At 65.9% G+C, this 15,958-nt stretch carries 19 protein-coding genes; 7 read left to right on the top strand and 12 right to left on the bottom strand.

The window, feature by feature from the left end; all coding sequences use genetic code 11:
• Positions 1-279: 279 nt before the first annotated feature.
• Both katG and ACFULV_RS04805 read right to left on the bottom strand, forming a co-directional pair.
• Positions 280-2,511, bottom strand: a complete 2,232-nt coding sequence (gene katG, locus ACFULV_RS04810; protein ID WP_378653202.1) for a catalase/peroxidase HPI — start codon at positions 2,509-2,511, stop codon at positions 280-282.
• A 22-nt stretch (positions 2,512-2,533) separates the two neighbouring features.
• Positions 2,534-2,962 (bottom strand): Fur family transcriptional regulator, encoded by a 429-nt coding sequence (locus ACFULV_RS04805; RefSeq protein WP_378629990.1) that lies wholly within the window; start codon positions 2,960-2,962, stop codon positions 2,534-2,536.
• 380 nt (positions 2,963-3,342) lie between these two features.
• On the opposite strand from ACFULV_RS04805, the gene ACFULV_RS04800 reads away from it, so the two are divergent.
• Complete coding sequence (locus ACFULV_RS04800) at positions 3,343-3,561, top strand: hypothetical protein (RefSeq protein ID WP_378653200.1); 219 nt, start codon at positions 3,343-3,345, stop codon at positions 3,559-3,561.
• A gap of 79 nt (positions 3,562-3,640) precedes the next feature.
• On the opposite strand, the gene ACFULV_RS04795 is transcribed toward ACFULV_RS04800, so the two are convergent.
• The 4 genes from ACFULV_RS04795 to ACFULV_RS04780 form a co-directional block, all read right to left on the bottom strand.
• Positions 3,641-3,901, bottom strand: coding sequence for a DUF4235 domain-containing protein (locus ACFULV_RS04795; RefSeq protein WP_378653197.1), 261 nt, complete (start codon positions 3,899-3,901; stop codon positions 3,641-3,643).
• A complete protein-coding gene (locus ACFULV_RS04790; RefSeq protein WP_378653195.1) occupies positions 3,898-4,305 on the bottom strand; it encodes a DUF3618 domain-containing protein in 408 nt (135 codons plus the stop codon). Before ACFULV_RS04790 ends, ACFULV_RS04795 begins: the two co-directional genes overlap by 4 nt.
• Positions 4,302-4,721, bottom strand: coding sequence for a phage holin family protein (locus tag ACFULV_RS04785; RefSeq protein ID WP_378653192.1), 420 nt, complete (start codon positions 4,719-4,721; stop codon positions 4,302-4,304). Before ACFULV_RS04785 ends, ACFULV_RS04790 begins: the two co-directional genes overlap by 4 nt.
• A 318-nt stretch (positions 4,722-5,039) precedes the next feature.
• The gene (locus ACFULV_RS04780) at positions 5,040-5,507 is read right to left on the bottom strand and encodes an SRPBCC family protein (protein ID WP_378628559.1); all 468 of its coding nucleotides are present in this window, start codon (positions 5,505-5,507) and stop codon (positions 5,040-5,042) included.
• Between the two features lie 236 nt (positions 5,508-5,743).
• Here ACFULV_RS04780 and ACFULV_RS04775 point away from each other — a divergent pair, with 236 nt between their 5' ends.
• Positions 5,744-6,418: a TetR/AcrR family transcriptional regulator gene (locus tag ACFULV_RS04775; protein ID WP_378653191.1), complete on the top strand. Its 675-nt coding sequence runs from the start codon at positions 5,744-5,746 to the stop codon at positions 6,416-6,418.
• 34 nt (positions 6,419-6,452) lie between these two features.
• Entirely contained in the window at positions 6,453-6,854 is a 402-nt protein-coding gene (locus ACFULV_RS04770) for an ester cyclase (RefSeq protein WP_378653189.1), read from the top strand.
• A gap of 78 nt (positions 6,855-6,932) precedes the next feature.
• Here ACFULV_RS04770 and ACFULV_RS04765 read toward each other — a convergent pair whose 3' ends face one another.
• The gene (locus tag ACFULV_RS04765; RefSeq protein WP_378653187.1) at positions 6,933-7,586 is read right to left on the bottom strand and encodes an HD domain-containing protein; all 654 of its coding nucleotides are present in this window, start codon (positions 7,584-7,586) and stop codon (positions 6,933-6,935) included.
• A 112-nt stretch (positions 7,587-7,698) separates the two neighbouring features.
• On the opposite strand from ACFULV_RS04765, the gene ACFULV_RS04760 reads away from it, so the two are divergent.
• Positions 7,699-8,661: a GlxA family transcriptional regulator gene (locus ACFULV_RS04760; RefSeq protein WP_378653185.1), complete on the top strand. Its 963-nt coding sequence runs from the start codon at positions 7,699-7,701 to the stop codon at positions 8,659-8,661.
• A gap of 229 nt (positions 8,662-8,890) precedes the next feature.
• On the opposite strand, the gene ACFULV_RS04755 is transcribed toward ACFULV_RS04760, so the two are convergent.
• Together ACFULV_RS04755 and ACFULV_RS04750 are read right to left on the bottom strand one after the other, a co-directional pair.
• Positions 8,891-10,540: an FAD-dependent monooxygenase gene (locus tag ACFULV_RS04755; protein ID WP_378653183.1), complete on the bottom strand. Its 1,650-nt coding sequence runs from the start codon at positions 10,538-10,540 to the stop codon at positions 8,891-8,893.
• Between the two features lie 130 nt (positions 10,541-10,670).
• Positions 10,671-11,192 (bottom strand): hypothetical protein, encoded by a 522-nt coding sequence (locus ACFULV_RS04750; protein WP_378653181.1) that lies wholly within the window; start codon positions 11,190-11,192, stop codon positions 10,671-10,673.
• 245 nt (positions 11,193-11,437) lie between these two features.
• Between ACFULV_RS04750 and ACFULV_RS04745 the strand changes: the two genes are divergently transcribed.
• Entirely contained in the window at positions 11,438-12,319 is an 882-nt protein-coding gene (locus tag ACFULV_RS04745; protein ID WP_378653178.1) for a hypothetical protein, read from the top strand.
• Positions 12,320-12,431: 112 nt separating this feature from the next.
• On the opposite strand, the gene ACFULV_RS04740 is transcribed toward ACFULV_RS04745, so the two are convergent.
• Entirely contained in the window at positions 12,432-13,055 is a 624-nt protein-coding gene (locus ACFULV_RS04740) for a carbonic anhydrase (RefSeq protein ID WP_378628569.1), read from the bottom strand.
• Positions 13,056-13,581: 526 nt separating this feature from the next.
• Between ACFULV_RS04740 and ACFULV_RS04735 the strand changes: the two genes are divergently transcribed.
• Positions 13,582-13,959 carry a hypothetical protein gene (locus tag ACFULV_RS04735; protein WP_378653175.1) on the top strand — a complete coding sequence of 126 codons (378 nt, stop codon included), beginning with the start codon at positions 13,582-13,584 and terminating at the stop codon, positions 13,957-13,959.
• A gap of 17 nt (positions 13,960-13,976) precedes the next feature.
• Here ACFULV_RS04735 and ACFULV_RS04730 read toward each other — a convergent pair whose 3' ends face one another.
• Entirely contained in the window at positions 13,977-14,693 is a 717-nt protein-coding gene (locus tag ACFULV_RS04730; RefSeq protein ID WP_378653173.1) for a phosphodiesterase, read from the bottom strand.
• Between the two features lie 161 nt (positions 14,694-14,854).
• Positions 14,855-15,025 (bottom strand): VOC family protein, encoded by a 171-nt coding sequence (locus ACFULV_RS04725; protein ID WP_378653170.1) that lies wholly within the window; start codon positions 15,023-15,025, stop codon positions 14,855-14,857.
• An 83-nt stretch (positions 15,026-15,108) separates the two neighbouring features.
• Between ACFULV_RS04725 and ACFULV_RS04720 the strand changes: the two genes are divergently transcribed.
• Positions 15,109-15,930, top strand: a complete 822-nt coding sequence (locus ACFULV_RS04720) for a class II glutamine amidotransferase (RefSeq protein WP_378628576.1) — start codon at positions 15,109-15,111, stop codon at positions 15,928-15,930.
• Positions 15,931-15,958: the final 28 nt, after the last annotated feature.

Below are 15,958 nucleotides of genomic sequence, written 5' to 3'. Positions count from 1 at the left end.
CACGGCGAATTATGGGTGATCGTCGTCTCGTTCTCGGTCCCGTGCGCTTTCGGGGTGTCGCGCGGTCGGCGACGAGGAGCTGCGTGTCGAGGGCAAGGCCGACCAGCTCGAGCGGGCGTCAAGCGCGCGGTCGACGAGGTGAAGTCGACCGTCGGCGATGCCGTAGACGCGGTGAAGCAGAAATTCGGCAAGTAAGCGCTCGATACGAATCGAGCCGACCGGGACACCCGGTCGGCTCGATCGTGGGCGCCGACGTGCGATCGTCGGCGGGTCGGCAGGTCAGCGCAGATCGAACCGATCGTTGTCGACCACCTTGACCCAGGCGTCGACGAAATCGTTCACGAACTTCGCTCCCGCTGTGTTCTGCGCATACACCTCGGCCACCGCGCGAAGCACCGAGTGCGAGCCGAAGACGAGATCGTTGGCGGTGGCCGTCCATCGCTTCTCGCCGGTCCGCCGGTCGACACCGTCATAGACGTTCTCCGCCGACTCCGAGGGCTTCCACTCCGTGCTCTGATCGAGCAGATTCACGAAGAAGTCGTTCGACAGCACGCCCGGCCGGTCGGTGAAGACACCGTGTGCGCTGCCACCGTAGTTGGCGCCGAGCGCGCGCAGGCCGCCGATCAGCACCGTCAGCTGCGGCGCTGTCACGTCGAGCATGTAGGCGCGGTCCAGGAGCAGACGCTCGAGCGGAGCCTTCTCGCCGGGACGCACATAGTTGCGGAACCCGTCTGCCCGCGGCTCGAGCACATCGAAGGTGTCGACATCGGTGTTCTCCTGCGTGGCGTCGGTGCGCCCCGGCGAGAACGGCACGGTGATCTGATGACCGGCGTCGCCGGCTGCCTTCTCGATCGCCGCCGAACCGCCCAGGATGATCAGGTCGGCCAGCGACACCGCCTTGCCACCGGTGGCAGCGGCGTTGAAATCTCGCTGGATCTGCTCGAGAACCGGCAACACCTTCGCCAGCTCGGCGGGTTCGTTGACGTCCCAGCCGCGCTGTGGTTCGAGCCGGATCCGGGCACCGTTCGCGCCGCCGCGCTTGTCGGTGCTGCGGAAACTCGCGGCCGAGGCCCACGCCGTCTTGACCAGTTGCGCGACCGACAGACCGGACGCGAGCACTGTGTTCTTCAGCGCGGCGATGTCCTGTTCGTCGATGAGTGCGTGGTCGACAGCGGGAACCGGGTCCTGCCACAGCTGCGCCTCGGGCACCCACGGGCCGAGATAGCGGCTGAGCGGACCCATATCGCGGTGCAGGAGTTTGTACCAGGCCTTGGCGAACGCCTCGGACAGCTCCTCGGGGTGCTCGAGCCAGCGCCGGGTGATCTCCCCGTAGATCGGGTCTTCGCGCAGGGCCAGGTCGGTGGTCAGCATCGTCGGGGTGCGCGCGGGCCCGCCGAACGGATCAGGGATAAGGCCTTCGCCCGCACCGTCTTTCGGCTTCCACTGCCAGGCCCCGGCGGGGCTCTTGGTGAGTTCCCAGTCGAACCCGTAGAGGTTCTGCAAGAAGCCGTTGCTCCACTGGGTCGGGGTGGCCGTCCACACGACCTCCAGGCCGCTGGTGATGGCGTCTTTGCCCTTGCCCGTGCCGTGCGTGCTCTTCCAGCCCAGACCCTGCTGCTCGAGCGGCGCGGCCTCGGGCTCGGCGCCCACCAGACTCGGATCGCCCGCACCGTGGGTCTTGCCGAAGCTGTGACCACCGACGATCAGGGCGGCGGTCTCCTCATCGTTCATCGCCATCCGAGCGAAGGTCTCGCGGATATCGCGTGCCGCGGCCACCGGATCGGGCCTGCCGTTGGGCCCTTCCGGGTTCACGTAGATCAGGCCCATCTGGACCGCGCCCAGCGGGCCCGACAGTTCACGGTCGCCGCTGTAGCGTTCGTCGCCGAGCCAGGTGTCCTCCGGGCCCCAGAACACTTCCTCGGGCTCCCAGATATCGGGTCGGCCGAAGCCGAAGCCGAACGTCTGGAAACCCATGGACTCGAGGGCGACGTTGCCGGTGAAAACGAGCAGGTCGGCCCAGGAGATGCTGTCGCCGTACTTCTGCTTGACCGGCCACAGCAGCCGACGAGCCTTGTCGAGGTTGGCGTTGTCGGGCCAGCTGTTGAGCGGGGCGAAACGCTGGGCGCCCTGACCGCCGCCGCCGCGTCCGTCGGCGATGCGGTAGGTGCCGGCCGCGTGCCAGCTCATGCGGATGAACAGGCCACCGTAGTTGCCGTAGTCGGCGGGCCACCAGTCCTGGGAGTCGGTCAGGACCGCGGCGATATCGGCTTTGAGGGCGTCGACGTCGAGCTCGGCGAATGCTGCGGCGTAGTCGAAGTCCTCGCCCAGCGGGTTGGACTTGGACGAGTGGGCGTGCAGAACCGAGACGTCGATCTGTTCGGGCCACCAGTCCTTGTTGGAGTGAGGGCGGTGGTCGGTGTCCGCGGTGGGCGAGGGGATCGCCGGGTTCTCGCTCTCGCTGTTGCTGAGAGTTTCGGCGTCAGGAGCGGGTGGGCGGCTATCGGAGGTCACGATATTCCTTCCTGGACGGGTCTTACAGGCTGGGAGCGGAGTTGTGTTCGCTGGGCGCGGAGTTCGCGCATTCGGGGCACAGACCCCAGTAGATGACTTCGGCCTCGTCGATCACGAAGCCGAAGTCGTCGGAGGCAGTCAGGCAGGGTGCTTCGCCGACCGCGCAGTCGACGTCGGCGATCGCGCCACACGTTCGGCAGATCAGGTGGTGGTGATTGTCACCTACTCGCGCCTCGTAGCGGGCCAGCAGGCCGCGAGGTTGGATGCATCGGAGCAGTCCGGCAGTGGTGAGCGTGCGCAAGGTGTCGTAGACGGCCTGATGCGAGACCGCGGACAAACGGGACCGAACGGCACGGATGATCGAATCCGTGTCGGAGTGCGGGTGGGCGTGCACGGCGCTCAGCACCGCCACGCGCGGTGCTGTCACCCGCACAGAAACTCCCCGCAGCATCTGCTGGAACTCCGCGTCCGTGGGCACACCAGCAGTTTTGCGCGTTTTCTGGAATCAGTCAAGTATTTGCTGGCCGTCGTGTCTTGGCGCTGACCACGTCGGCGCTCCGCACCCGGCACGGATTCCGCCGCGCGGCGTCGCCGCTGTCGTTGTGGCTGTGGCGTTCGGTCGGTGCGGTGGCGGACACTGCTCGCGCACGAGGCGCGGCGGCGGTGCCCAACGGGGTATGTCCACACGCCGGAAAATAGCCCGAAGTTTGCGATCTCGGGTCGATTTCTGGCTGTTTGATGTTGTCGGAGAAGGGAATTCCGTGTGCACCCCAACAGAAGAACTTTCGCCGCGCCGGTGGCCTTGCCGTGCGGGACACGAGGAGACCGCTCATGCCGATTTCTGGTCCAGCTCAGCAGCTCGACAGAACTCCTGAAAATGGTGATATCGAGACCGCTGCGGCGATGGTGTCGCACGACAACCAGCTTGTCGCCGACCTCCAAGACCGGGGTCTGCGCAGGCTGTGTACGTGCGCCGCCGGATTATCCAGCCGGGCTCAGCGGCGGCTCGAAGCGGTAGCTGAAGCATTGCGGAACACCGAAGAGCTCTGATTCCGGCTGCGGAGCATCGCGCCTCCCCTGACCCCGAAGCCGACGAATACGCCCGAAGCTTCGGAGCTCGGGCTCGCGCCTAATTGCCGGGCCAGGTTCCGGTCAGGGATTTGTAGCCGGTTGCGCCCGCACGGTCCACGGACGCTTTGACCAGACCGAAGATCGCACCCTGCAGTGCGGCGGCGAGCAGGACCTCACGCCAGGTGTGGTCGCGGGCAGTGGCCGACGGCGGTTCCTCGCCACCAGCGACCACACCCCAGACACGGTTGAACACCGCGCCGGCGGCGATCCCGCCGAGCACCCCGACGATCATGCCGAGCGGACGGTACAGCGTCTTCATGACCGCCCTCTCCGTGCGAGCCACCAGATCAGTGCCGCCGCGGATACCGCGCCGGCAGCTACAGGCACCGGGTTCCGGCGTGCCACCCCAGCTGCTTGTTTGCCTCGATCGGCCAGCGGCTCGGGAACGGAGGACTCGACCTTCTCAGCTGCCTGCAGGGTCTTCTCCTTGGCAACGGCTTGCGCCTGTTCTGCCTTGTCCCTCGCCTGGTCACCGGCGGCGAGGGTCTGATATTTCGCGGCGGTGACCCGCTCTTTGGCCACCTCGGCCGTCTCGTGCACCTTGTCCTTCGCGCGTGCGGGCACGTCCAGCTTGTCGACGAGCTCGGCGACGGTCTCGCTGAGCTCCTGACGTGCCTGTTCGCGGTCGTTGCGTAGAGCCTTCGGGTCGTTGGGATCACTCATCGTCTACTCCCGTCCTTCACGATCTCGATGTCTTCTTTGACGCCTTGCACCGCTTCTCGCGGGACCGGCGGCGCGGCGTCGGTGACATTCTTTTTGCCGAGCAGTCCCAGACCCGCGCCGACCAGGAGCAGCGCCGCACCGACGATCAGCGCGGCGGCCCAGTTAGGCAGGACGAGCGCCAAGGCGAGGACAGCGGCTGCCGTGAGGGCGATGCCGCCGTAGAAGGCGAGCAACCCGCCGACACCGGCAATGCCGGCGCCGCGAGCGATTCCTTTTGTACGGCCCCGCATCTCGACGCGGGCGAGCTGGATCTCATCGCGAACCAGCCGGGTGATCTGCTGGGTGGCGTCGTCGACCAGCTCGGTCACCGAGCGGCTGGATGAGGTGGCGGGTGGTCCGGTTTGTGCGGTCGCCATAGCGTGACCTCCTTGTTCGGGGCCGTCTCTCGAGGGAAGGACGGGTTCGGCTCGGGTGCCTGGCTCTGTTCGATGCGGCGGCCGCGGGCCGGTTCGGCGTCGAACTCGACGACACCGCGAACTGCTGACTGCCGTGCTCGCCGGCGACGAGCACGGCAGTCAGGCGGTGGTTGTCGACGTGACTTTGTCGGGCCGCTACTACGAGCGGTCGCCGATCACACGGTGGAAGTCGGCGGCCGGACGATCTTCACGGCTACCGGTCTTACCCCCGAGGCCCAACGCAGAGGCCTGTAATGCTCCACCGGAAAGCGTCGCGGTTCAGATCCCGGCGTCGGGGCGCGGGATATCGCCACGCCAAGCTCCGGTTGCGCGGCCCTCGCTCTCGATGAACTGCTTGAAGCGTTTCATGTCGCCGTTCACTCGGTGTTCGAGCACGCCCAGCTTGTCGGCGGCGGTTTCGACGAAACCCTCCGGGTCGACATCCATTTGCGCGGTGATCCGGGTATGGGTGTCGTCGAGACGGTGGAATGTGACCACCCCGGCGTGGTTGGGTCCATCGTCGGACCTCCACGCGACCCGCTCGTCCGGGTGCTGTTCGGTGATGGTGGCGTCGAATTCCCGTGTCGACGGCCCGACGTGGATGCGCCAGTGAGTGTGTCGGTCGTCGACTTGACTGACCTGTTCGACGCCTTCCATGAACTGCGGAAAGGTCTCGAACTGCGTCCACTGGTTGTAGGCGGTGCGGATCGGGACGTCTACATCGACAGTTGCGGCTACTGTGCTCACGAGTACTCCGTTCCCCAGCCTGCCTGCGTCGCCGCCACAGACTGGATTCGTTCGCAGCTGCACGCCTTCGAGGCGCTGCAACTCGTACAGTGGCGGCCTACCCGGGGCCCGAAAGTGCAAACAGGAGTGCGGCACCCGGATTGCGGGGTGGCGATTGACCGATTCCGGTGTTTTCGTGATCATGGCGGTGTGAGTTGTCGCTCACTGTTGTTCCACCTGCTCTCGAGGTCTACCTGATGCCAACCCACGCCGATCAACAGCGCAAACGCCCTCGGCAGGATCGCGCGAAGGAGACCAAGGCGCGGATTCTCGACGTGGCCGCTCAGCTCTTCGGAGATCGAGGTATCGGCAACACCTCGACGAACCGGATCGCCGCCGAAGCAGGCATGAGCATCGGCACGCTGTACCGGTATTTCACCGACCGGGAGGAGATCGTCAAGGAACTCACCGACAGCCTGTTCGTGCAGGCCGAGGAACAATACGCTCGGCTGCTCACCAAATCGGTCGCCGACAAACCTCGGCGCGACACGGTTGCCGAGATCATCCGTGTCGGCGTCGAAATACTCGTAGCCAACGGCCCCCTCGTGCGCGCCCTGGTGGCCGACCTGCAGTTCTACGGCAGCGGGATCCCCGAATTCGAACCGCGGTTGCGAATGCTCATCAAGCTCTACCTGATCCAGTCGCTCGGTCCGACCCACGGCCTCGACGTCGACACCATGGCCTACATCGTGCTCAACGCGGGCTTCTCCACCGCGCTGCGCTCGGTCAAGATGGACGAAGAGGGCATGGACCGCGACGCGGTGATCGATCAGACCGCCGACATGATCGGACTCTGGATAACCTCAGTGGCACAGGCTGATTCGTCCGAGCGGTCGGGCACCAGCATCGGTGCCCGACCGCACAGAACATGATCGCTGACCGATCGACGGTGGGAGGCCACGACAAATGAGTGCGAGCGACCTCAGTGATCGCTATCGAACCTACATAAGTCACTGCAACGCACGCCGATTCGACGAACTCCACGAATTCGTCGCGCATGATGTCATCGCCTCCGAGACTGCCGAAGGCATCGACAATTACATCGCGGGGATCGAAGCGGTCGTGACCGGATTCGCCGACTACCGGTGGGACCTGCGGCATCTGCTCGTAGACGGCACATGGATCGCCGCGCGGCTGCTCGGTGTCGGAACCCATACGGGCCCGTTCCGGGGACTTGCCGCGACCGGCCGTGTGATCCGCGTCCAGGAACTGGCGATGTACCGCACCGAAGGAGGATTGATCACACGGTGTTGGGGAGACCTCGGCGCAACGCTGCGCGACGAACTGGTCTCCGGCGCTACGAGTTGATGGAAGAGGCGGAATCCGCGGTCCCGGCGGCCCTCGGTCGGTGAAGACGACCGATCCCCCTGCGGACCCGCCCACCGGCTAGTTGCCCCACCGACCGGCTTCACCGGCGATCTCCATGGCCACCTTCGTCGCACCGGCCTGTCGTTCGGCGGTGAAGATCAGCGCAGGGGAGAACGGTGGCTGCTTCTCCGGGCGGTCGCGCGCTTGCTCGACGATGATGTCGACCAGACTGGTCACCATGTTGTGGCGCGGAAACGCCGCGTTGATTGCCGCGCCCTCCTCGTCGGTGATCAGCTCAGGAGCCCAGTCGAAATCGCAGCCGACTCCCGTGCTGGTCAGCTGGCACAGCGTGCTCTTTCTGGTCGCGATCTGCGGAGAGGTGTGCAAGGCGATCGCCTCCCACACCGCATCGACATCGGGCGCAGCGTAGCCGCGCGCACTCATGAACTCCGCCGCAGCATCGGCGCCGTCGACTTCGAATCGGTACCGCCGGTCGGCATAGTCGCTGAGGCCGACATCGTGGAGCACTGTCGCCAGGAACAACAGGTCGGGGTCGAAGTCCCTTCCGGGGTCGGCGCCGAGCCGTTGGGCGGCCAAACGGCCGAACAAGTAGCTGCGGATGCTGTGATTGGCGATCGCCGGTTCGGTCACTGTTGCCACCAGACCGACTGCTGCTTGCGCGATCTCGGTGCCCGGAATCTCGGTCACCGCCGCTTCGGTGAGCTCACCCATGATCGTCTCCTTCGTTCATTCAAGCGCGGCCTTGCGTTCCCGGCACCACGTTAAGGCTGAGCCGACCAGGCGAAACAGTGGCACGATTGCCACGTATCGCTACGATTACGCCATGACCGGATCGGTTCAGAGCGCCCCGTCGCATCGCATAGCGGTGCTCGCACCTCGCCGCGTGAACTTCTTGGACATGGCCATCCCGACCGAGATCTTCCGTGGGACCGAGGCGTACACGCTCGATATCGTGACCGTCGACGACCAGCCGATCGAGTCCTCCACCACGGGCATTCGGGTCGAACCCACCGAGTCGATCACCAACCTGGCCGCGGTGGACACGATCATCGTGCCCGGCTACACCGACTTCGACCAGCGACCACAGGAGGAGCTCTCGGAGGCGCTGGCCCTCGCGCACGAACGCGGCGCACGGATCGCCTCGGTGTGCACCGGAGCCTTCGCCCTCGCCGCGGCCGGACTGCTCAGCGGGCGGGTGGCGACGACACACTGGAGTGCGTGCTCGCTGCTGGGAGCGCAATATCCCGACATCCTGGTCGAGCCCGACAAGCTGTATGTCGATACGGGGGAACGCGTTCTCACCTCGGCCGGTGTGACCAGCGGCATCGACCTGTGCCTCTACCTCGTGCGCGGCGACCTCGGCGCGACTGTCGCCAACGACGCGGCCCGATATCTGGTCGCCCCGCCGGTGCGTGACGGTGACCAACGCCAATACATCAAGCCTGCTCGAAGCCCGAACCCGGCTAGTGACCTGAACGAGATACGCGCCTGGATACTGGAAAATCTCACCGAACAACACTCCATCACTGCTCTCGCCGACCGCGCGAACATGTCCGCACGCACCTTTTCGCGCCGGTTCACCGAGGAGACCGGATCATCGGTCTTCACCTGGATCACCGCCGCACGACTGAACTCGGCGAGAACCTTCCTCGAATCCTCCGACCTGCCTATCGACCGGATCGGGTTCGCCACCGGCTTGGGAAGCCCAGCCAACCTGCGGGCCCGATTTCGGGAAGCGTTCGGCGTGAGTCCACGCGAATACCGGCGCCGATTCCGCAGCTCCTGACTGAGCTCACCGGCACCCGGGAGTCACAGCGCTGCGGGGCGCTCCAGTCGATCTTCAACTCCGGGTCCTGGAGTGATCGAAGGGCGCGCAGTTCGGCCGAGTTCGAAGTTCTGCCAGGAGAGTTGGCAACGGAAACGGTGACGCAGCACCAATTGCGGTACGCGCGCTTCCATCCCGCTGGCAGATCATTCTTGCCATGGCGAGGGAATGTTGTTGCTGGGCTGGCGAATCAGGCGGTGCCCAGAACACTTTCGGGGGACGGGGCGAAGGTCGACTCGACATGTCGAATGAGGTCGTCCGGGGCGGCAGGGGAGGCGGCACAGCCGAGGTAGCCGTCGGGGCGGACGACGTAGGCCGCGCCGGCGGCGCAGTGATACTGCCGGGCGAAGTCGCCGTCGCTGTCACGGATGACCGGGAGGATCGTCGGGTCGACGGTGGCGCGGGGGCTCGCGACAAGGTAGGTGTCGAGGTGGCCGTCGGTCAGTTTTCGAAGCAGGTCGACCTGGCGTTCGATTTCGGTGAGAGTGGCTGTGTCACAGGTGTTGCCGACGTACCAGAGCACGGTGTGGTCGGGGCCGGTGAGCAAGGTGAAGAGCCGGAACGGCGACGTCACGCCGTCCCGGGTCAGCCCGATCACGTCCGGAGCGCGGCTGCCCGCCAGGGGAGACGGTGCGCCGCTGGGGGATTCGGTGACGATAGGGCTGTCGCGATAGTCGATCAGGAGTTGCGCCTCGCGGAGCAGAACGCGTTCGGGGTCCGATTCGCCGGCACCGATTCCGTCGCGGGCGTCGCGGACGGTGCGGCCGACCACCTCCTCGCCGATCGGTCTGCGTTCGGCGTCGTAGCTGGCCAGCAGTGTCGGTGCGGCCAGCTCCGCGACGGCCAGGGCGAGCTTCCAGGCGAGGTTATGGGCGTCTTGGATGCCGGTGTTCATGCCCTGGGCGCCCGTGGGCGGGTGGATGTGGGCGGCATCGCCCGCGACGAAAACTCTTCCCCGACTGTAGGAGTCGACGATGCGATGGCTGATCCGGAACACCGAGGACCAGCGCAAGTGCGAGGCAGTCGTCGGTTGGGGCGCGAGCCGGTCGAGCACCGCCTGAATATCGGCCAGTGCAGGTCCGGGCCCGGTGCCGAGTCCGTGTTCGACCTTGTCGCCGCCGACGGAGTTGTCGGACGTCAGTTCCGGGGGGACCCGCATCGACACCCGGTAGCGGTGGTGGCCGGGCAGCGGGACACACACCAGCACGTCGTCGGTGACGCCGTTGGTCTGGTGCATCGACCGCACGGTGTAGCCGTGCGGTTGTGACCAATCCAGCTCGACATCGCCGAGCATGTATTGCTCGGCGAAGGCCGCGCCCTCGAACGTCAGGCCCAGCGTCTTGCGGACGGTGCTGTGCGCACCGTCGCAGCCGACCAGATACCGTGCCCGCACCGTGTGCTCGCCCTCTGGCCCGGCGAGCACGGCGGCGACGCCGTCCTCGTCCTGGGTGAACCCGACGAGGCGGACTCCGCGCTCAACTCGGGTGCCCAGCGATTCCAGGTGCTGGCGCAGGATCCGCTCGGTCTCGTATTGGGGAAGTCCGAGAAACCCGAAAGGAATCTCGGAGGGCAGCGCCAGATCCATGCGGTCGGTCTCGGCGCCGTTGACGTACACGATCTGGCCGCGCAACAGGATCGCGGCGTCGAGGACCTCGCGCAGGATGCCCATCGCCTCGAACAGTTCCAGCGTGCGGGGCTGGACGCCGACCGCTTTCGCGTACCGCGGCGGATCGGATTGCGCGTCGATGATCCGGCACCGGACGCCGCGCCGGACCACCTCAACGGCGGCGGCCGAGCCCACCGGACCTGCGCCGACGATCAGAACATCGGTATCGAACATGCGACATCACCTCGCGCTGGAAGCCCCCGCCTCATGTTGTTCGCTGATCGTACGCCTGGCACCGGCCTGCGGAATCCCACGAATCGACGGGTCACCGGGAATCGAGTCATCGGGGCCGGTCACCTCGGCATCACGATTCCGAGCGCTGGCACTGAGCCTGCAGAATCCGGTCGCGGTAGACCCGCAGTGCCGCGACGACAGCGAACAACGCCGTCAGTGCTCCCAGCACCACACGCACCGAGTGCGCGACCCCGATTTCGTGGGCCGTGCGGTGCAATTCGTCGACGGTATACAACGCGCGATCATCGAACAGAACCGTCCACCGCGGCCACAAGTACAGCGCTGAGAGCAGGAACAGTCCGGAGACCAGCGACAGCATCGAGGCAAGCGTCCAGATTCGTGATGTCTTCGACCACAGAGTGGCTGCGACAGCGACCACGCCGGTCAGCATCAGCGCAGCGCCCAGCGGACGCATCACGCTGCCGACCGAGACGACGGCGGTGAATTCGTCGGCCACGATCAATGACGCCGGAATGTCGTGAAAGTAGTTCGGGTACAAGAAGACGGTTTCGGCGATCATGGTGCAGAACACCAAGGTCGCCAGTGCCGCATACACGGTGGTGGCTGCGAGTGCCGCGGTAAGTTTTCGCATGGAGCGCCCTTTTTCTGAAGTTCTGCTGTCGACAGTAGGCAGGCTCGGAGGCGACGACATCCGGCGACAGCCCTGATTCCACATCAGGGACCTCCCTGACTCACTCGGTTCCTCGAACTGTGTGATCCGCCGGGTTGCCGGGTGCTCGGGCGCGGCGATGCGTAACGCGGGGGGAGCCGGATGCGACCGCAATGGTGGGAGCAGGGCTATCGAGGACAGGTCGGAGGCGCGTGACAGTCGGTCGGATGAGACGGACAGCCGTGGTGGCAGGGGCGGTGGGCGCTCTGGGGCTGCTCGGCTTCGGCGGGCTTGCGGCTGGTGAGCCGACCGCTGTCCCCAGGGACAAGATCGGCGTCACCGAGGGACTGGGCTCCACCGAGGTTCCCGGCGGTGATGGATTCGCCGACGGCGACACTCTTCGGTTGGTCGCAGGTCCGGGAGACCACGGCAATGGCGGCAATAACGGGAATTCGGACCCGGGCAGCGGTAACGGTAACCAGGGAAATGGTGGCGGTAACCAGGGCAACAACGGGAATCAGAACCCCGGCAGCGGTAACGGTAACCAGGGAAATGGTGGCGGTAACCAGGGCAACAACGGGAATCAGAACCCCGGCAGCGGTAACGGCAACCAGGGAAACGGCGGCGGAAACCAGGGCAGCAACGCGAACCCCGGTAATGCACCCGAACCGCGGGCGCCTGCCCCAGAATCCGCCCCCGAAGCCCCGGCGCCCCGTGCAAGCCCCGAGTCCGAGAGCGCCCAGCCCGACACCGCCGAACCCGGCAGTGCACCGGGCAGCGACGCACCGGGCGGTGGCGGCGGCGCACCGCCGGCCGGATCAGCTCCCAACGGAGCCGGAGAGTCACCCCGGTCACCGGCCCCCGCCGGAGCAGGGGATCCACCGGCCGCGCCCGCACCCGGTGGCGGTGCGGCGGTTCCCGCCCATCAGGTCCGACCCACCAGCGACACGGGGATCCTCCCCGAGCCGAATCTCCTCTCGGTGATCGGTGGCCTCATCGCTCTGGGGCTCGCCGGCGGCGGATCGGCCGTGGTCAGTTTCCAAGGCGCCGCACAGGCCCAGGCACGTATCGCCGCCGCCCGAGCCGAGTTCTTCGGACCGCGAGCGTGATCGTGGGCATCGCCTTCGGCCCGCTTCATCGGCTGACTCGGTTGAGAGCGGCGGCGGCTGATCCGCACTGAGAGACGTTGCCGCCGTAGCGGATCCGATGCGGACGCCGCGACTACTCGAGTTCGCCGATGTTGCCGATCACCCGGTTCAGTTGGACCCTTCCCTCGGACAGGTTGTAGGTGACACACGCGATGGCGAGTTTTCCGGCCTGGATCTTCTCGGCGATGGCGCTCGACCGTTGGGTCAGCAACAGGCCGGTCTCCTCCACGTGCCGTGCTTCGAGTTCGTCGACGGAGCTCAGTCCTTCGCGGCGGCCCAGCAGGATCGACGGGGTGACTCGTTCGACGACACTTCGAATGAATCCACCGGGCACGGCGCCGGAATCGAGGGCGTCGATCGTCGCGCGGACCGCACCGCAGCTGTCGTGCCCGAGGACGACGATCAGTGGAACGTTGAGGACCTCGACACCGTATTCGATCGATCCGAGCACGGAGCCGTCGACGACATGGCCGGCTGTGCGCACGACGAACATGTCGCCGAGGCCGCGGTCGAAGATGATTTCGGCGGCGACTCGGGAGTCGCCGCACCCGAACAGGATCGCGGACGGGTGCTGCCCGGTGGTGAGTTCGGTTCGGTTCGCTGCGCCTTGGTTGGGATGCTGCAGTCGTCCTTCGACGAAGCGATCGTTTCCCTCGCGGAGGGTCTTCCAGGCGGCAACAGGACTCGTATGCGGCATATGTCCAGTTCTAACATGCGCTGGGTTCGCGACCCTCGGGGTGGTGGTCGGCTCCTTGGAGGTCGACAACGAGGTCGATGGCGTACCGGTCCAGGCCCTGGCGGGCTGACGTGCGACGACGCCGATCCGGCGAGACCGCGACTGCGAATCACTGATGCTCGGTGGCTGACTGCGCAGCGCCCGGGTGGCATGCCGGTCGGCGTGGCCGAGCGACGCTGTGCCGCTCGCGCCACGTCGACTGGCAACACCGAGCCGGGCAAGGCAGTTTGCGAGCCGACGGTCCGGCCCCGCAGCGACGTATGCTGGTCGCGATCGGCGCCCAGGGCACCTTCGAGTACTTTCCCGCCTCGAACCGGCTACGTGTCCACTGACAAGCGAGAAGGTCGTGTCGAAAAGCCCGAATTTACGGTGGTTCTGGTCCGTCCTCACGCTCGTGACGTGTGGAGCGCTCTTGTGGGGGTGCGCCGCCTCCGTTGTCATACCGAAACTGGACAAGGACCTCTCCGCCGAGGAGGCGCGACGGGTCATGGAACGGCGAAGTATCTGGATACCTGACTCGTTCGAGTTGGTCAGCATGCGCCGATTCGGGTGCCCGCCGTTGGCGGGGATGTGCGGCTACGCGGGCAGCTATGTCGCACCAGCGGAACATTTCCCGGACTACCGGGCGATTTACACTGATTCGACGTATACCCAACCGCTGCAGAAGATTACCTGCGCCGAGCTGACCAAGCGGCTGGGATTCCAGCCGACGACCGAGCGCAAGGACTGGAAGTTCGATTGCGCGAACGCGATCGAACTGTTCGCCAGCGCGCCCTATGGCGACATCAGCCCCGACTACCCCGGGGTGACGATCGTTCGGGATGCTCAGTTCGCCACAATCCACTTCTATTCACGTCCGAGCTGACGTGACCGGCTCGCCGATCAGATCGCGGGCTGGGCGCCGTCGTCGGTGCGGCCGCGGCGGCTTCCGGTGTAGGCGTTTTCGCGCAGCCAGTTCACCACCCGAGGCATCAAGGTGACGTCGGCAGGATGGTTGAGGATCGGATCGAAGAAGTCGGTGCGGTATTCGCCCGGCTCGGCCCGCCGTAGATCGAGTTCGCCGACGGTTTCGGCTGGGCGGCCGATGCCATCGGCGGTGATCGAGAACCGGAGCACCCGGTCGTCGAGGTGGTCGTCGAGGGCCCGCAGGGACGCTGTGTTCGGCAGGTCGTCGGTGTCGAGCGGTTCGGCGAAAAGCCAGACCGGTGACGCGTCGGCGAATCGGTAGGGCAGCAGCGTGCCGAAACGGGCCGTGGCCCAGGCGCGAGCGGGGGTGATGACGAACCGGCCCACCGCACTGCGACCGGTGGTCGCCAGCGCGAAGTCCCAGGGACGTTCGTTGCGATCGAGTACCCGGAAAGCCAGCCCGAGTACGTCGGGCACGCCGCCGGGGCTGCCGATACCTTTCGACTGCCGGGCGATGACCGCGCGGTCGCCGGGTCCGAACCAGGGCTCGTAGGCGCTGGTGGCACGGAATCGGCCCGCGAGGCGGACACCGCGCGGGTGGAACACCCGTGCGTGCCGCAACCGAGCCCCGGTCTGGAAGGTGGTGCGGACAACGGTATTCGGTAGTTCGGCGACACGGTGCATATCGATCATCGGCGCTGGTCTCCTGTCACGGTGGTGGTCATACGGTGCGCCTACCCCCGGCGACGGAGCCCAATCGCTGTCCGGCGATCGGAAGTGGTCGATCTGGTGAGAAGAGTGTCGTCACCACGCGCTTGTCGCGAGCTCCAGCGTCTCCGAACTCGAGCGATCGCTCAGGTATCGCCGGCCGTAATTCCCCACACGAGGCAGAACGTATGACCTGCGGGATCGCGGAATACCCGGAAGCGGTCTTCGCCGACAGCATCGGTCACGCGCGTAGCGCCGAGACTCCACCGGTAGCGGGCCGGCAGCCACAATCGGGCACTGGCGGAGACGAAATTCATTGCGGTGAATTCGAAACTGCTGTCGGATTCGACTCCTTAACATCGGCGATCCGGTCTGCTTGAATGGATATATGTGCAGATGGATGGCGTACGTGGGGGAGCCGATCCTCGCGGAAGAACTGTTGTTCACGCCGCGGCACTCGTTGATCGACCAGAGTTTGCATTCCCGACTCGGAGCCACGACGACCAACGGTGACGGTTTCGGTATCGGCTGGTATGGGGAGGGTGCAGAACCCGCGGTGTTCAAGAGCATCGAACCGGCGTGGAACGACCGAAATCTGCGTGAAGTGTCCGGTCAGATCCGTACGCCGTTGTTGTTCGCCCATATTCGCGCGTCGACCGGGACGCCGGTACAGCGCAGTAACTGCCATCCGTTCCGGCACGGTCGGTGGCTGTGGATGCACAACGGAGCACTGCGTGGCTTTCGCGAGGTCCGCCGTGACTTGGTCACCGCGATCGACCCGGCGTTGTTTCCCGACCTCGAAGGATCGACGGATTCGGAAACACTGTTCTATCTGGCGTTGACCTTCGGTCTCACCGAAGATCCACTCGGCGCGGTCGCCCGCGCGGTCGGATTCGTCGAAGACGTAGGTCGCGCGCACCAGGTGGAGAATCCGGTCCAGATGACGGTCGCGACGACCGATGGACAGTCACTGTGGGTCTTCCGCTACTCCAGCGAACGTCAGTCGAGATCGCTGTTCTTCTCGACGAAGATCGCTCAGCTGCGCGCGCTGCACCCCGAGGTGGAAGTGCTGCACCGTCTCGGCGACCACACCCGTTTCGTGGTTTCCGAACCGCTGCGCGACCTTCCCGGCGCGTGGAACGAAGTTCCCGAATCGTGTGCCGGAATCGTGCGGGCCGGGGCGGATGAACTCCTGGGGTTCGAGCCCATTTCGCCGGTCTGAGCCGGCGAATCGAGATCTGTGAAACCGC

It is taken from the genome of Nocardia sp. NPDC057272 (genome assembly GCF_042668615.1).
Classification (GTDB): Bacteria; Actinomycetota; Actinomycetes; order Mycobacteriales; family Mycobacteriaceae; genus Nocardia.
Note: the sequence above shows the minus strand (reverse complement) of the source record. Positions and strands in the feature narration are given on the sequence as shown.

Coding starts and splice junctions, on each gene's coding strand:
- ACFULV_RS04770 (WP_378653189.1), top strand. CDS start 6,453: ATGAGTGCGAGCGACCTCAGTGATCGCTATCGAACCTACATAAGTCAC.
- ACFULV_RS04775 (WP_378653191.1), top strand. CDS start 5,744: ATGCCAACCCACGCCGATCAACAGCGCAAACGCCCTCGGCAGGATCGC.
- ACFULV_RS04790 (WP_378653195.1), bottom strand. CDS start 4,305: ATGAGTGATCCCAACGACCCGAAGGCTCTACGCAACGACCGCGAACAG.
- ACFULV_RS04720 (WP_378628576.1), top strand. CDS start 15,109: ATGGCGTACGTGGGGGAGCCGATCCTCGCGGAAGAACTGTTGTTCACG.
- ACFULV_RS04785 (WP_378653192.1), bottom strand. CDS start 4,721: ATGGCGACCGCACAAACCGGACCACCCGCCACCTCATCCAGCCGCTCG.
- ACFULV_RS04795 (WP_378653197.1), bottom strand. CDS start 3,901: ATGAAGACGCTGTACCGTCCGCTCGGCATGATCGTCGGGGTGCTCGGC.
- ACFULV_RS04730 (WP_378653173.1), bottom strand. CDS start 14,693: ATGATCGATATGCACCGTGTCGCCGAACTACCGAATACCGTTGTCCGC.
- ACFULV_RS04755 (WP_378653183.1), bottom strand. CDS start 10,540: ATGTTCGATACCGATGTTCTGATCGTCGGCGCAGGTCCGGTGGGCTCG.
- ACFULV_RS04725 (WP_378653170.1), bottom strand. CDS start 15,025: ATGAATTTCGTCTCCGCCAGTGCCCGATTGTGGCTGCCGGCCCGCTAC.
- ACFULV_RS04800 (WP_378653200.1), top strand. CDS start 3,343: ATGCCGATTTCTGGTCCAGCTCAGCAGCTCGACAGAACTCCTGAAAAT.
- ACFULV_RS04745 (WP_378653178.1), top strand. CDS start 11,438: ATGAGACGGACAGCCGTGGTGGCAGGGGCGGTGGGCGCTCTGGGGCTG.
- ACFULV_RS04765 (WP_378653187.1), bottom strand. CDS start 7,586: ATGGGTGAGCTCACCGAAGCGGCGGTGACCGAGATTCCGGGCACCGAG.
- ACFULV_RS04805 (WP_378629990.1), bottom strand. CDS start 2,962: ATGCTGCGGGGAGTTTCTGTGCGGGTGACAGCACCGCGCGTGGCGGTG.
- ACFULV_RS04740 (WP_378628569.1), bottom strand. CDS start 13,055: ATGCCGCATACGAGTCCTGTTGCCGCCTGGAAGACCCTCCGCGAGGGA.
- ACFULV_RS04760 (WP_378653185.1), top strand. CDS start 7,699: ATGACCGGATCGGTTCAGAGCGCCCCGTCGCATCGCATAGCGGTGCTC.
- ACFULV_RS04735 (WP_378653175.1), top strand. CDS start 13,582: ATGGAACGGCGAAGTATCTGGATACCTGACTCGTTCGAGTTGGTCAGC.
- ACFULV_RS04750 (WP_378653181.1), bottom strand. CDS start 11,192: ATGCGAAAACTTACCGCGGCACTCGCAGCCACCACCGTGTATGCGGCA.